The following is a 14,861-nucleotide window of genomic DNA, read 5'->3' on the forward strand; positions in this document are numbered from 1 at the left end:
GATTACTGTGGTCGACCTAACAGAAGCGCAGAAGGAAATTCTACAAGCTGTCGGGCATCAACTCGTCACCGGCGGTCCCGGTTCGGGGAAGACTACCGTCTCTATCCTCAAAGCGGCCAAGATCGCGCGGGAGGAATTGAAGCCAGGACAGCGCATCCTTTTCCTCAGCTTCGCGCGTGCAACCGTTTCGCGCGTGCTGGAGGCAATCGACGAAGAAAGCGCAATCACGCGAGAGGAGAGGCAACGGATCGAGGTCGATACCTACCATTCGTTCTTCTGGCGCATCCTTAAAACGCACGGCTACCTTGTCGGCTTTCCACGACGGATGACGATCCTCACGCCTCCGAATGAGGCGATTGCATTGTCGGCGGTTCGAAGCGGCTACAAGGCGGCCAAAAATCTGTCGGACGAGGAAAAGGCTGAGAAGCGCGCGAAGGAGGAAGCGGAGCGTGTCCGGCTGGCGACCGAAGAAGGGAAGGTCTGCTTCGACCTCTTCGCAGACCGCGTGGCGACCCTGCTTCATGGCTCAGATAAGGTTCGAGCGCTCGTCTCTACGATGTATCCGTACATTACCCTGGACGAGTTTCAGGACACCAGCGCCGATCAATGGCGAGTGGTCCAAGCCCTCGGCGCCAACAGCACGTTGATCGCTCTTGCCGACCCGGAGCAGCGCATATTCGATTTCATCGGCGCCGATCCGGAAAGGCTGAACCACTTCAAGGCCGATTTCGCGCCGACGGTCCACGACCTTGCCGGTGACAACCATCGGAGCAAGGGGACGGAGATTGCCCTATTCGGCAACGACATCCTGACCGGCAATTTTCGGCAGAAGGAATACCAGGGTATCGGCTACGCGCCGTTCGCGTCGAACCCCAACCAAGCTTATGCTTCACTGGTTGGCCAGGTGTTGCAAGCCCGGAAGCGCTTGGTTGAGTCTGGCCGGCGTGACTGGTCGTTGGCCATTCTCGTGCCGACCAAGAAAATGACGCGGATGGTGTCTGACATCCTGCGCGAGCCATTCGGTAATGTTCCGTCGATTTCTCACTCAGCAGCAGTTGATATGGAAGGCCCGATCCTCGCCGCAGAGATCATTGCTTTCCTGCTCCAAAAGTGCGGGCATGACGGAAGTTTCGACGAATTTGTCGAGTTGATGTGCAGCTATTTTCACGGTCGAGGAGGCACGGCGCCGACCAAGGGCGACATGGACGAGGCTGCGCGGTTCCGGAAGGCGCTGTCCAAGTGGAACGAATGTCTAGCGAAAGGACGAACAACGCCTGGTAACAGCGTCTTGCAAGGAACCTTTGCCGTGCACCAGGCAACTGCCGCACTGACATTCACAGGTGATCCGGATGCAGATTGGGTCTCGGTGCGCGACGTTCTGGATACTGGGGCCTGTGAGCGACTGAAGGATGTCGCAAAGGACGTCCGTAACGTGCGTCTGCTTGAGCGCGGTACGCAGCTCCGTCAGGGGTTGGCGCAGGACTGGCGTGACGTCGGCCGCTATAGCAACGCCCTTGCGATCACCCGCCAGTCGTTTGTTCAGGAGCATTTCGCAACAGCCCACAAGCCTGAATCCGGCGTCGTGGTGATGAACATGCACAAGGCGAAGGGAAAGCAGTTCGACGAGGTTGTGATCTTTGAAGGATGGCCAAAACGGTTCAAGGGCGAAATCGTGGCCAATCCTGACCGGATCGTCTTCGGCAATGTCCACGACGGGGTGATGACTCAGGCGCGTCAGAATTTTCGGGTCAGCATCACGCGCGCAAAGGCACGCACGACGATCATGACACCAAGGGATGATGTCTGTGTTTTGCTCAGACCCGTACCGGCATGACTCAAGCCTCTGGGTATGAAGGATGACGACATCTTCTGATCATCTGGAGTCCATGGCGCAGACGCTAGAGGCTACCGGGGATTATCGCGTCATCCGGCGTCTTAAGCCGCGTCCATCCAATATGCCGTCTCCCGCAACGCCCGTCCGACTCGGCATGGTGGTGGATGTCGAGACCACGGGGCTAGATCCCCAGCGTGACGAGATCATAGAACTCGCCATGACGCCATTCAGCTACGGCTTGGATGGCACCATTTTCAGCGTGGGCGACAGCTTCCAAGGGCTGCGTCAGCCGAGCGAGCCTATCCTCCCGGAAATCACCGCGATCACGGGCATCACCAACGAGATGGTGGCCGGCCAGATCATTGATCCCGCCGTGGTGGCCACATTCGCGGCGCCGGCTTCACTCTTCATCGCGCACAACGCGGCGTTCGACCGCCGCTTCTTTGAACGATTCAGTGACGTGTTCTCGACGAAGCCGTGGGCATGCTCGCTCAGCCAGATCGACTGGGCGGCGGAAGGATTTCAGGGCGCGAAGCTCGCCTATCTCGCTCAGGCGGCCGGCTTCTTCTATGACCGCCACCGCGCGATGCACGACTGTCTTGCGACGATCGAGCTGTTGGCGATGCAGCTGCCCCGATCTGGTGTTACGGGCCTTAGCCGCCTTCTGGATGGTGCTCGTACTGTCTCCTGGCGCATCTGGGCGGAGAACTCGCCCTTCGACCTCAAGGATGTTCTCAAGGCGCGGGGATACCGCTGGAACGGCGATCCCGGCCCGCATCCCCGCGCTTGGTATATCGACGTTCCCGAAGCCCAACGCGAGGCCGAGGTGCGGTTCTTGAGCACGGAGATCTATCGGTATGAGGTCGATCCCCCCGTCCGGCGGATCGATGCCTATGATCGGTTTTCAGATCGCATCTAAGCGCCACCAAGGGTCGGGCTAACTCTTGCGCTGGTCGTATCCGTTGCCGCCCTCGACGTTTCCGGCCGCCTTCAATAAATCCCCGATGGAGCGTCCGCCGATCCGGCAGGTGCCGACTACACGGTCGTAGGACTTATGGTTGGCGACGCACTCCGCGTTCCGACCCATGGCAAGTCTTTCCAGCGCGGCCTTGGCAGCAGGGCCGGTGGGGGAGTGGAGTTCGGGCGCGTAGAAATCTTCCAGCCGGATCTCCACCCAGTTGGCTGGCCCTTGGCCCACGGCCACGCACAGCGAGTCGCCGTCGCCGACATAGACCACGGGACCGGAGAAGTGTGCGCCCCGGTGGAGATAGGACGGCATCGGGCCGCGGTCGGGAATGGCCTTGCAGGGATCGGCCTTGGCCGCGGTCGCCGTGGTCAGCGTCGCCAGCAACGCCAGGCCGATTATAGTCGTTTCTCACTTCCTCTTTATAGGCGCCGGAGGCTCATGCCGCCGCTTTCATGCGCTTCTTGGCGAGCATGGCTCGGACGAACTTGTCCCACTTCGCCATGCCGGCACGCTTCTCAACCATGTAGTTCCAGCGGTCGTAGTGCTTCGAGCTGACATCCTGCAAGGCGTGGTTCTGGAGACGGTCGCGGATCTCCTTCGGGACTCCCGCCTTGCCAGCCAAGGTTTTGAAGGTGCGACGGAGGTCGCGGTTGGTCGCATGGGGGATCACGCCGCGATCCCGCTGGCGCCAGATAAAGCTGTAGAGTGTGCCGTGGCTGACGGGCTTTGACGGGTCTTTGGCGGAGGGGAAGAACCAGCCGTGTTCGTTCGGGATAATCGACTCGATCAGTTCCGCGGCCAACAAGGGCACCGGAACAGCGTGCGGCTGAAGGTTTTTGGTCTTGGTCCAGTCGATGATCCGTTCCTTGGCATCCCATTGATCGACATGGAGACGGGCGATTTCCTCGACCCTCTGGCCAGTCAGCATGATGATCTGGACGGCGCGGGCATAGGAAGGATGAACCGGCGTGTCGGGGCATTCGAGCCAGCGATAGAGTCGAACGAACTCTTCCTCGCTCAACCAGCGCGTTCCGATCGTCTTGGGTTCCGTCGGTATGCCCGCAGCGGGGTTGTAGGTCAGCCGGAAGCGGCGCGCAGCGGTGGAGCGATAATCGTGCTCGGATTTCAGGCCCCAGCTAAAGGCAGATCGAATGTAGCTGCGCACATGATCGGCCATTGAACGCTTGCCGCGTTCATAGATGGGCCGGATGATCGCCGTGATCTCATCCGGTTCGATGTCGCGGGCCGGGCGGTTGCGTCCGAGCGTATCGGCGATCTTGTTGAGGCCCTTTTCCGCCTCCTTCCAGGACGACTTCCCGCCCTCCTTGAGGTAGGCGACATACGCCTCGAAGAGGTCGGCGACGGTTCCCGGTCGCGTGTCGCCGGCAACCTTGATGCTACGGCCTTTCTGGATCAGCTCCGCGAAGTCGCGGTTGAATATCTCGCGGGCCTTGCTGAGGGGCATCGAGGGATACGAGCCGAGCTTCTTCTTGAGGCGCTTCTCATCGCGCCATTGCTGCGCCATCCAGTCTGCGGTCACACGGGTAGGCATAGGCTTCATCACGAGGACCAGCCGGCCGGTTCCGTGACCCTCGCCATCGACAAGGCTGAGCTGCTTGCCGGTCGTTTCCACCTGCTTCAGGGCTCGGCGAATTTCTCCATCTGTAAGGCTTGGCACTGGGGTTCTCCGTCGGCTTCCAACTGGGGTCGCTCGACGGGTTCGTGGGGTCGGCGACTGGGGTCAAAAAGGGCCTTGATCCCCTTAAAACCGACCCCAATATGCCACAATGACCGACTCTACGACAAGCCTAAAAGCTCTTGTGTTTCAAGGTGATGTGGCGTGATTGAACGTGATCGAAAAGGCCAAGTGGGATGGTTGTGGGCGAGGATGATCGCCGCCGAGCCGAAATCGAGCGCGCGGCGAACCACCTCGCGGACATGGATCGCCGCTTCGTCGATGGTCCCCTCGCTGACGATCTCGTCGCGGATCAGCCGGTTCTTGTTGTCGAGGTGGAGGACATGGACGCACTCGTTGATGCGGAACGCCATGTCGCCACGCAGATAATCGAGCAGACCCTGCCAGCTCCCGAGCACCGGCCGCTCGGCAATTTCACCGTACAGCGTGCGCTGCACCGCTTCCTTGACCAGCTTGAGCGCGGCGATGCTGCTATCCCCCATCTCCGGGAAGCGCCGCAATGTCTCGATGTCGGCCTCGAGCAACGGGCCGATGCCCCCGAATTCGCGCAGCAGCGCCTTGGCCACCGGCTTGGTGTCGACGCGCGGACGCGCCAGCATCAGCAGGAATTCGACAATCTCATAGTCGGCCAGTGCCTCCCCGCCGACGCCGAGGAGGCGGTCGCGCAGCCGGCTGCGGTGCCCGGCCCTGTCATCGACCTCGGCGGTCGGCTTCACGGGTTTCGCGCTGCTCATGCGATGAAGCCTAGCATGCCGCCCGGCAGATGCAGTTCAGATTTTTGCGCAACCATCGTTGCTCGACAGAGTCTGTTCATCGCCATAGTGACAGGACATGCATCGACACCATGCGTAAGCGCGTAATCCTCCCTTTGCTGGTCGGCGGATCGGTTGCCGCCGTGGCCACGGTCGCGTGGCTCAACCGCGAGGCGATTACCGCGCGCTATGTCGATTCCGCCCTGCGCGAAGCCGGTGTCGAGGCGCGCTACCGCATCGACTCAATCGGGGTGCGCGAGCAGAGGCTGCGCAACATCGTCATCGGCGATCCGGCCAATCCCGATCTCGTCGCCGACGCGGTGGATGTAAAGATGGGGGTAGGCTGGACCGGCCCCTATGTCACCGCCGTGCGGGCGCGGGGCGTCCGGCTCAACGCGCGCTGGACGGGCGATAGGCTGTCGCTGGGCCAGCTCGACAAGCTGCTGCCCGAGCCCGACGGCACCCCCTTCAGCCTGCCAGACATCGCCCTCGACATCGACGACGCCACGGCACGGGTGGCAACGCCGTGGGGCCGGGTCGCGCTCGGCGCCGTCGGCCGGGGTCACCTGCGCGACGGCTTTTCCGGCCATGTCGGTCTCGCCGCACCTGCGCTGGAGGCCGGCGGCTGCCGCGCCAGCGCGGCCAGCGGCGGGCTGGAGGTGCAGATATCCGATGGGGCGCCGGCTCTGCGCGGCCCGATCGGGCTCGCCGGACTGCGGTGCGCGCGCGGCGACATAGCCCTTACCGATCTCAGATTGGGTCTCGACGCCAGCACCAACGCGGACCTCTCGACGATTCGTACCCGCCTTGGCGTGCGCGGCGGCAGCGGCACCGTCGCGGGCGTTGCAGCGGAAGGCCTGACCGGCACATTGGCGCTCGGCGGGGCAGTCGATGGCGTTCTCGATGCCGACTGGCAACTGGCCGCAACGCAACTCGCGCAACCGTGGGTCAGGGCGGCCCGCGTCTCCTTCGATGGGCGCGGCAAGCGACTGGCGTCCGGCGCATTGACTGCGGATGGCCGCTTCGCGCTGGCCGGCGGAGAGCTTGGCAGCGGCGCCGACCGCCAGCTCGCCCGGCTCGCGGCGCTGGACGATTCGACCCCGCTCGGCCCACTCGCCCGCAAATTCGCGGCTGCGTCGCGCGCCGCGGGTCGCGACTTTGCTGTGAATGGCAACGTCACCCTGGCCGGCCGCAGCCTCGATGCGCTGACCATCGCCGCCGATTCGCTGCGCTTCGTCGCCGCCTCGGGCGCCCGTGCGCGTCTGGCGGGTGATCGGGCGATCCGCTGGAACGCGCAGGACGGGCTGGCCGTGTCGGGCACCGCCGACGTCGGTGGCGGCGGCTGGCCCGAAGGGACGGTGGCACTGGCCCGGTCTGGCGGCGGCAGGCTGATGCAGGGCCGCGCACAATTCGCGCCCTATACGGCGGGCGGCGCAACGCTCGATGTCGGGCCGCTCGCCTTCCGTGCGGCGGCGGACGGCGTCATGCGCTTCTCCACCGACGTCACTTTGTCCGGCCCGCTCGCTGGCGGCCGGGTCGATCGGGTGTCGCTGCCGCTGTCGGGCGCGCTGGGCGCCAACGGCGACGTGCGCATCGCTGGCGACTGCCAGACCCTGCGCTGGCAGGCGGTCGCGATCGGCGGCACCATGCTCGATCCCGCTGCGCTGCGGCTGTGCGGGCAGGGCGGTGGCCCGATGCTGGCATGGTCGGGCGGCAGGCTGTCCGGAGGCATCACAGCGCCGGCCTTCGCGCTCACCGGACGCAGCGGCAGCAGCCCGTTGCGGCTGGCCAGTTCCGGCGCGACCATCGACCTTTCGGGCACGGGCTTCGCCCTGCGCGATATCGACACCAGCATCGGCAGCGGCGAATCGGCCACGCGCCTCGTCGCGGCGGCGCTGACCGGGCGCAGCGGCGCGAACGGACTGACGGGCGAACTGCGGGATGCCAGCGGACGCATCGGGCCGGTGCCGTTCGACCTCAGCGGGGCCAACGGCCGCTGGTCGTTCGCGGACAATGCCCTGACACTCGAAACCAGCCTGGCGGTCGACGATGCCGCGGCCGAAGACCGGTTCAAGCGGTTGATCGGCGAGTCGATCATGGTGCGCTTTGCCGATGGCGTGGTGCGTGCCGACGGGCGGTTGCTCGAATCGGTCAGCCGCACCCCTGTGGTCGACCTTTCGATCGACCATCGGTTTGCCACCGGCACTGGCAATGCGCGTTTCACGGTGCCGGACATCGCCTTTGCCCGGGACGGGCTGCAGCCGGTCGATGTCAGCCCGCTCGCGCTGGGCGTGGTCGCCAACGTCGAAGGCCGCGTCGATGGTGCCGGCAGCCTGCGCTGGTCTCCGGACGGCTTGGTCAGCGAAGGGCGCTTCTCGACCGACCGGCTCGATCTCGCTGCCGCTTTCGGTCCGGTCGAGCGCCTTTCGGGCACGATCCGTTTCGACGATCTGCTGGCGCTGACCACCCCTCCGGGGCAGGAAGTGCTGCTCGGCTCGGTCAATCCCGGCATCGAGGTGCGCGACGGGCGGGTCTATTATCAGTTGCTGCCCGAACGGCGCGTGCGCATAGAGCAGGGGATCTGGCCATTTTCCGGCGGTCGCTTGCTGCTGCAACCGGCACTGCTCGATTTCAGTGCAGACCGCCCGCGTCGGCTGACCTTCGACGTGTCCAATGTCGACGCCGCGCTGTTCCTGCAGCGCTACGAGTTCGACAACATCGCCGCGACCGGCATCTTCGACGGGGTGGTGCCGACGATTTTCGATGCCAACGGCGGCCGTGTTGTCGGAGGATCGCTCGTGTCGCGCGAAGGCGGCGGAACGATCGCCTATGTCGGGGAGCTCAGCAACCGCGATCTCGGGACCATGGCCAATCTCGCCTATGGCGCGCTCAAATCGCTGCGCTACGACAGTCTGGTCATCCGGCTGAACGGCAATATCGATGGCGAGATGCTGACCGAGGTCGATTTCAGCGGATTGGCCCAGGGCGAGGGTGCGGAGCGCAATTTCTTCACCCGAGCCATTGCCAGGCTGCCCTTCATCTTCCGCATCCGCATCAACGCGCCCTTCCGGCAGTTGCTCACATCGGCGCGCGGGCTTTATGATCCCGCCGACTTCATCGACCAGAATCTGGACTCCCTGCTGCGGGCCGAGCGCGATGCGCAGGCGGCAGCGCAGGCAGCAAGACAGTCGGCCGAAACGGGGCCACCACCCGTTCAGCCCAGCGAAAGCGAGGATCAGCGATAATGCGTGGCATGGGAACGATGACCGGCAAACGGTCGGACAGAAACGGTTTTAAGGAGGCCGGTCGGCTCGCCTTGGCGGGTGCCGCCCTGCTGGCGACTTCGGGGTGCATCAATGTCACTGCCCCCGACAAGCCGATCGAAATCGTGCTGACGATCAATATCCGGCAGGAAATCGTCGTTCGCCTCGACAGCGCCGCCAAGGAGCTGATCGAACAGAATACGGAGATTTTTTGATGACCCGCATGGCTCGCTCTTTCGCTTCGGCCGCCCTGATCGGCGCATTGCTGATCGGCGCCCCTGCGCTTGCCCAGCGTGACCCCGCCTATGCGGCCGCGCGCGCGGCGGGGACGGTCGGGGAAAAGCCTGACGGCTATCTCGCCGTGGTTACCCCCGGCAACGCAACGCTGCAGGCGCTGGTGGATGACATCAACATCCGCCGGCGGGAGGAATATACCCGGCAGGCCGCGCTCACCGGCTCGACTGTCGAACAGTTCGCGTTTACCACCGGCTGCAACCTCATCCTGCGCACCGTGCCGGGCGAAAAATACATGACCCCCAGCGGCGCATGGCAGACCCGCACGGCCGCTGCACCGATCCGCGACGCACGCTGCGTCTAGATCCTCTGACGCGCAGTTCGCTGCATCAGACTAACCGCCTCTCGTCGCCCCGTGCTTGACACGGGGCAAGGCTCTCTCTGGCCCATGTTCGAAGACACTTGGCCCTGGATCGCGGGCCAAGCAACGGAGGTATGGGCGCGGAGGGCAGCTCCAGGGGACGAGGCACCCAAACACAGTTGCATCCGACGCACGCTGCATTGCAGCAACGCCGGTTGACTTGGACAAGGCGCGTTTCTAAAGGGGCCGCGCCTTGCCGGTCGAGGTGCTTTTCGATCCGCTTCCCTCCCACTCGAGCAATGCGGCAAGCCGGTAACGGCGCTGCTTGCGGGCACCCGAGAGGATAGGACGCGACGATGGGCGATTCGCACGGCGAGCAGGAAAAGACAGGGGTCGAAGGCGACCAGCGGATTTCGGCGCTCGACGAGCGTCTGAGCAAGCTGGAAGCCAGCGAGGCCGCGAGAACCGGGCGGGACAGGCCAGCGGCCGATCCCAACTATCGCCTGGGCAATCGCGTCATCGCCGATCTGATCGGCGGCATCGCAGGCGGTGCGCTGGTCGGCTGGGTTATCGACCGTCTTTTCGGCACAGGGCCCTGGGGCTTCATGATCTTCCTCGCGCTGGGGATCGTGGTGGCGTTCAGGAACATTTTCCGACTTGCCAGCGGCGCGGCGACACAGCCGCATGACGATGGCAGGGATTGACAGGGACGAAGGGTATAACGTGGCGGATTCGGGCAAGATCGACCCCATGCACCAGTTCGAGGTGCAGACAATTGCACCCCTGTTCAACGTCGGTGAACAGACCGTCTATCTGACGAACAGCGCCGTCTGGATGCTGGCCACGTTCGTGCTGCTGTGGGTGTTCATGCTCGGCGGCATGAAGCGCGAGCTGGTGCCCGGTCGCTGGCAGGCGGCAGTGGAAGGCTTCACCGGCTTCATTTCCAGCATGATGACCACCAACATCGGGCAGGAAGGGCGCAAATACACGCCTTATGTCTTCTCGCTGTTCATGTTCATCCTGTTCAGCAACTTCCTCGGCCTGCTGCCGCTCGGCGCGGTCGGCCTGCACCCCTTCACCACCACCAGCCATTTCACCGTGACCGGCGTGCTCGCCATCGTCAGCTTTGCGATCGTGCTGGTCGTCGGTTTCTGGCGGCATGGGCTGCACTTCTTCAGCCTGTTCGTGCCGCATGGCACGCCGCTGCCGATGATCCCGTTCATCTTCATCGTCGAACTGCTGTCGTTCCTCGTCCGTCCTTTCAGCCTCGGGCTGCGACTGTTCGTGGCGATGACCGCGGGGCACATCCTGCTCAAGGTGCTGGCCGGGTTCGTCATCAATGCCACCAATGCCGGCATCGCCACCGGCGTGACCGTCGGGCTGTCGAGCTTCGTGCTGATGACCGGCATCTCGGCGCTGGAAATCCTCGTCGCGGGGATTCAGGCCTATGTTTTCGCGCTGTTGACCTCGCTCTATATCAACGATGCGGTCAACCTCCACTAATCGCCTACAATCAACCAGTTACGCCAAGGAGTTAAGAACATGGAAGCAGAAGCAGCAAAGCTGATCGGTGCAGGTCTGGCCGCTATCGGTGCCGGCATGGCCGCCATCGGCGTGGGTAACGTTTTCGGCTCGTTCCTGGAGAGCGCGCTGCGTAACCCGGCCGCTGCCGATGGCCAGCAGGGCCGCCTCTTCATCGGCTTCGCCGCCGCCGAACTTCTCGGCCTGCTGGCGTTCGTCGTCGCGATGATCCTGATCTTCGTTGCCTGATTGCTGTCAGGGCCGGCGGATCACGATCCGCCGGCCCTGAACGCGGCAACGTCGATATAGGTAAAGGACTTCAGTTTCATGCCCCAGATCGGTCAGCTAACCGAAGACAGTTGGTACCTCATCTCCCAGTTGTTCTGGGTGGTGCTGGTGTTCGGCGGGATCTTCCTCGTGATCGGTCGTGGCATGCTGCCCAAGGTCGAGGCGACTGTCGACGCACGTGATGCCAAGATCGCTGGCGATCTCGCCGCTGCCAAGGCGGCGCGCGATGCCGCTGACGCGGCTGAAGCCGATCTCGTCGCCCGCACCAACGCCGCCCGCGCCGATGCGCAGGCGGTTTTGGCGGCGGCAAAGGTCAGCGCCGCCAAGGCCACCGAAGCTCGTCTTGCGGAAGTCAACGCCGCCAACGAAGCCCGTCTTGCGGCGGCCGAGGCGGAAATCGCCCAGGCACGCTCTTCCGCGCTGACCGAGATTGAAGCTGTGGCCAGCGAGGCTGCCGCCGATCTGGTCACCCGCCTGACCGGCAATCCCATCACGCCGGCGGCTGCCGCCAATGCTGTGAAGGCCCAGATCAATGCTTGATATGCTGACGCTCATCGTGGCCGAATCGGCGCATGGCGGCGCGGAAGCGCACGCCGACCCCGCCATTGCCGGCATTTTCAACGCGACCGTCATCGTCTCGCTGGCGATGCTGGTGCTGATTGCCATCATGGTCTGGAAGAAGGTGCCGGCGATGATCGTCGGCATGCTCGACAGCCGCATCGCCGCCATCCGCAGCCAGCTCGACGAAGCCTCTGCGCTGCGTGCGGAGGCTGAGGCGCTGCGCAACGAATATCAGACCAAGCTGGCTGCGCTCGATGCCGACAGCGCCGCAATGCGTGCCCGTGCCGAACAGGAAGCGGCGCTGGTTGTGTCGCAGGCGCAGGCCGATGCCGCTGCGCTGGTCGCCCGCCGTCAGAAGATGGCCGAAGACCGCATCGCCGCTGCCGAACGCAGTGCGATTGCCGAGGTGCGCGAGACGGCAACGCGTGCGGCAGTTGCCGCAGCGCGCACGCTGATCGCGGATGGTCATGATGCGGGCGCCGACAAGTCGCTCGTGGATCGCGCCATCGCCGACGTCGGGCGGCTCTGACGCTGCCCCATCGAAAAGAACAAACAAGGGCTGGGATAATCTCCCGGCCCTTTCTACATGGGCGGCATGACCAGCACGCCCGGCGCTCCGGACCGATTCAACGAAGATCGCGCCACCTACACCGTCAAGGGGAGCGACGACGCCGGTGCGCGCCCTGACTTCGAGGCGGGGGTGGCGGTCATCCGGCAGGTAATCAAGACCCTGAAGCCGGTTCCTGGCGTCTATCGCATGATCGATGCGCGCGGCGATGTGCTCTATTGCGGCAAGGCACGCGCGCTCAAGAATCGCGTCACCGCCTACACTCAGATCGCACGGCTGCCGCAGCGGCTGCAGCGCATGGTGGCGCAGACGCGCAGCATGGAGATCGTGACCACCAACAGCGAAGCCGAGGCGCTGCTGCTGGAGGCGCAGCTGATCAAGCGCTATCGCCCGGCGTACAACGTCCTGCTGCGCGACGACAAAAGTTTCCCCTATATTCTCTTGCGCGAAGACCACGCCTATCCGCGCATCCAGAAGCATCGCGGCGCGCGCCGTGCCAAAGGGCAATATTTCGGGCCATTCGCCAGCGCCGGGTCGGTTAACAAGACGTTAAATGCGCTGCAAAAGCTGTTTTTGCTGCGCAGTTGCACCGACAGTTTCTTCGCAAACCGCGATCGGCCGTGCCTGCTCTACCAGATCAAGCGCTGCAGTGCGCCATGCGTCGGGCGAATCGGAGAGGCGGACTATGCTGAGCTGGTCGAGGACGCGCAGGCATTTCTGGCAGGGCGCTCTACCCAGACGCAGGCCAAGCTCGGCGCTGCCATGTCCGAGGCCGCGGAGCGGATGGATTATGAGCTGGCCGCCATCTATCGCGACCGGCTGAAAGCACTGACCTTCATCCAGGGCACGCAGGCCATCAACGCCGAGGGCCTGGGCGACGTCGACGTGTTCGCGCTGGCGGAGAAGCAGGGCCGCATCGGCATCGATGCCTTCTTCATCCGGGGCGGGCAGAATTGGGGGCACCGCAGCTTCTTCCCCTCCCACACCGCCGATGTGCCGGTCGACGAGGTGCTGACCAGCTTCCTGATGCAGTTCTACGAAGGCGTGCCGCCGCCGAAGCTGATCCTGACCGATCGCGAGCCGTGCGACTGCCCGGTGCTGGCACAGGCACTGTCCGAGCTGGCCGGGCGCAAGGTCGAGATATCGGTGCCCCAGCGCGGCGATCGCGCCAGGCTGATGGCGCAGGCCAAACGCAACGCCGCCGAATCGCTCGACCGGCGCCTGGCCGAGAACTCGACGCAGGCCAGGCTGCTGCAGGACATCGCCGACCTGTTCGAACTGGGCGAGCCGCCGCGCCGCATCGAAGTGTATGACAACAGCCATATCCAGGGGACCAACTCGGTCGGGGCGATGATCGTCGCCGGCCCCGATGGATTCCAGAAAGGCCAGTATCGCAAGTGGAACATCAAGCGGCCGGAGACCGAGCCGGGGGACGATTTCGCGATGATGCGCGAAGTGTTCGCCCGCCGCTTCGCCCGCGCGCAGGCCGAAGACCCTGACCGCGAGAAGGGCGACTGGCCGGATCTGGTGCTGGTCGATGGCGGAAAGGGGCAGCTTTCCGCTGCCATGGAGTCGCTGGAGGAACTGGGCATCGAGGACGTCGCCATCGCGGGCGTCGCCAAGGGGCCTGATCGCAACGCAGGGCGCGAGACCTTCTACCTGCCCGGCGGCCGCGAATTCACCCTGCCGATGAATCATCCCGCACTGTTCCACATCCAACGGCTGCGCGACGAGGCGCACCGCTTCGCCATCGGGGCGCACCGGCAGAAACGCGCCAAGGCGATGACCTCATCCCCGCTCGACGAGGTGCCCGGTATCGGTCCGGCGCGTAAAAAGGCGCTGCTGATGCATTTCGGCACTGCGCGCGCTATCCGGAATGCCAGCCTCGAAGACATCAAGCGCGCGCCAGGCGTGTCGGCGAGTACGGCGCAGGCGGTGTATGATTTCTACCATGGGTAATGTGCACTGGTGTCGGGGTAAACCCATAGCCCTGAGCTCGTCGAAGGGCGCTTATTGTGACGGTGAGGTGCCCTTCGACAGGCTCAGGGCTACGGTTGCTGATTGCCGCATTACCGTCTTCTCAGGCTGTGAGCGCTGATGCACCTCGCCACCACCGCCATCGTCTGCGCAGTCCGTTCCCACGGTGAGCATGGCACGGTCGTGCGGTTGATGACGGCCGAAGCTGGGCTATTGCCCGGCTATGTCCGCGGTGGTCGATCTCGACGGATGCGGCCGGTGCTGGTGCCGGGCAATCTCGTCGCTGCCGATTTCCGCGCTCGGACCGAGGATCAACTGGCTGCGCTGACCGTCGAGCTCCAGCATAGCCGGGCGCAACTGCTCGGCGAGCCGCTGGCGGCGGCGGCCATCGACTGGGTGACTGTGCTGACTGCGGTCGCCTTGCCCGAAGGCCAGCCCTATCCTGCGATTCACGCCGCGCTCGACGGCGTTCTGACCGCCATCGAGCTGTCCCCGGCAGCGAGTGGATGGTCGACACCGCTGGTACGCTTCGAAACGCTGCTGCTTGCACAATTGGGCTATGGCGATGCACTGGAGCCGACTCTGGACCTGTGGCGGGCGCTGCGCCGCAACCGCGATGCCATCGACACCCACATTCTTTCCGGACCGCGCGCCGATGGCATCGCCGCCGTGCGGGCGCGGCTGGTCGACCGGTTGATGCGCGCGGCTTCTTGACCTCTCCGTCATTGCGAACGCGGCGCGGCCGAAGCCGGACGCAGGCCAACCAACCCAGAAGCGGTGCTGTGCTATCCTGGATTGCTTCGCTGCGCTCGCAATGACGGAGCTTCTATTTTGCAGCG

15 protein-coding genes are annotated in these 14,861 nt (G+C 64.3%); 12 read left to right on the forward strand and 3 right to left on the reverse strand.

Annotated elements, in window-relative coordinates:
* The first annotated feature begins 7 nt into the window (after positions 1-7).
* Positions 8-1,834: a UvrD-helicase domain-containing protein gene (locus tag AC0QC4_RS08610; protein WP_012115024.1), complete on the forward strand. Its 1,827-nt coding sequence runs from the start codon at positions 8-10 to the stop codon at positions 1,832-1,834.
* A gap of 22 nt (positions 1,835-1,856) precedes the next feature.
* Entirely contained in the window at positions 1,857-2,753 is an 897-nt protein-coding gene (locus tag AC0QC4_RS08615; protein WP_012115025.1) for a 3'-5' exonuclease, read from the forward strand.
* An 18-nt stretch (positions 2,754-2,771) separates the two neighbouring features.
* Here the strand turns inward: AC0QC4_RS08615 and AC0QC4_RS08620 are convergent, their stop codons facing one another.
* The 3 genes from AC0QC4_RS08620 to AC0QC4_RS08630 form a co-directional block, all read right to left on the reverse strand.
* Positions 2,772-3,185 carry a thermonuclease family protein gene (locus tag AC0QC4_RS08620; protein ID WP_012115026.1) on the reverse strand — a complete coding sequence of 138 codons (414 nt, stop codon included), beginning with the start codon at positions 3,183-3,185 and terminating at the stop codon, positions 2,772-2,774.
* A 52-nt stretch (positions 3,186-3,237) separates the two neighbouring features.
* Positions 3,238-4,434, reverse strand: coding sequence for a tyrosine-type recombinase/integrase (locus AC0QC4_RS08625; protein ID WP_483659388.1), 1,197 nt, complete (start codon positions 4,432-4,434; stop codon positions 3,238-3,240).
* A gap of 164 nt (positions 4,435-4,598) precedes the next feature.
* Entirely contained in the window at positions 4,599-5,231 is a 633-nt protein-coding gene (locus tag AC0QC4_RS08630) for a JAB domain-containing protein (protein ID WP_483659390.1), read from the reverse strand.
* A gap of 110 nt (positions 5,232-5,341) precedes the next feature.
* On the opposite strand from AC0QC4_RS08630, the gene AC0QC4_RS08635 reads away from it, so the two are divergent.
* The 10 genes from AC0QC4_RS08635 to recO all read left to right on the forward strand — a co-directional run bounded on the left by AC0QC4_RS08635 (position 5,342) and on the right by recO (position 14,736).
* Complete coding sequence (locus AC0QC4_RS08635) at positions 5,342-8,494, forward strand: intermembrane phospholipid transport protein YdbH family protein (RefSeq protein WP_483659392.1); 3,153 nt, start codon at positions 5,342-5,344, stop codon at positions 8,492-8,494.
* A gap of 17 nt (positions 8,495-8,511) precedes the next feature.
* Positions 8,512-8,727: a YnbE family lipoprotein gene (locus tag AC0QC4_RS08640; RefSeq protein ID WP_483659394.1), complete on the forward strand. Its 216-nt coding sequence runs from the start codon at positions 8,512-8,514 to the stop codon at positions 8,725-8,727.
* Between the two features lie 8 nt (positions 8,728-8,735).
* Positions 8,736-9,110 carry a YdbL family probable chaperone protein gene (locus AC0QC4_RS08645; RefSeq protein ID WP_483659396.1) on the forward strand — a complete coding sequence of 125 codons (375 nt, stop codon included), beginning with the start codon at positions 8,736-8,738 and terminating at the stop codon, positions 9,108-9,110.
* Positions 9,111-9,463: 353 nt separating this feature from the next.
* Positions 9,464-9,811, forward strand: coding sequence for an AtpZ/AtpI family protein (locus AC0QC4_RS08650; RefSeq protein WP_483659398.1), 348 nt, complete (start codon positions 9,464-9,466; stop codon positions 9,809-9,811).
* Positions 9,798-10,610: a F0F1 ATP synthase subunit A gene (locus AC0QC4_RS08655; protein ID WP_483659400.1), complete on the forward strand. Its 813-nt coding sequence runs from the start codon at positions 9,798-9,800 to the stop codon at positions 10,608-10,610. Before AC0QC4_RS08650 ends, AC0QC4_RS08655 begins: the two co-directional genes overlap by 14 nt.
* Positions 10,611-10,649: 39 nt before the next feature.
* A complete protein-coding gene (locus tag AC0QC4_RS08660) occupies positions 10,650-10,877 on the forward strand; it encodes a F0F1 ATP synthase subunit C (RefSeq protein ID WP_483659402.1) in 228 nt (75 codons plus the stop codon).
* A 78-nt stretch (positions 10,878-10,955) separates the two neighbouring features.
* Complete coding sequence (locus AC0QC4_RS08665) at positions 10,956-11,456, forward strand: F0F1 ATP synthase subunit B family protein (RefSeq protein WP_483659404.1); 501 nt, start codon at positions 10,956-10,958, stop codon at positions 11,454-11,456.
* A complete protein-coding gene (locus tag AC0QC4_RS08670; protein WP_483659406.1) occupies positions 11,449-12,006 on the forward strand; it encodes a F0F1 ATP synthase subunit B family protein in 558 nt (185 codons plus the stop codon). Before AC0QC4_RS08665 ends, AC0QC4_RS08670 begins: the two co-directional genes overlap by 8 nt.
* A gap of 66 nt (positions 12,007-12,072) precedes the next feature.
* A complete protein-coding gene (uvrC, locus tag AC0QC4_RS08675; protein WP_483659408.1) occupies positions 12,073-14,004 on the forward strand; it encodes an excinuclease ABC subunit UvrC in 1,932 nt (643 codons plus the stop codon).
* 138 nt (positions 14,005-14,142) lie between these two features.
* Positions 14,143-14,736 carry a DNA repair protein RecO gene (recO, locus tag AC0QC4_RS08680; RefSeq protein ID WP_483659410.1) on the forward strand — a complete coding sequence of 198 codons (594 nt, stop codon included), beginning with the start codon at positions 14,143-14,145 and terminating at the stop codon, positions 14,734-14,736.
* The last annotated feature ends 125 nt before the right edge of the window (positions 14,737-14,861 follow it).

It is taken from the genome of Sphingomonas sp. jy18 (assembly GCF_056931895.1).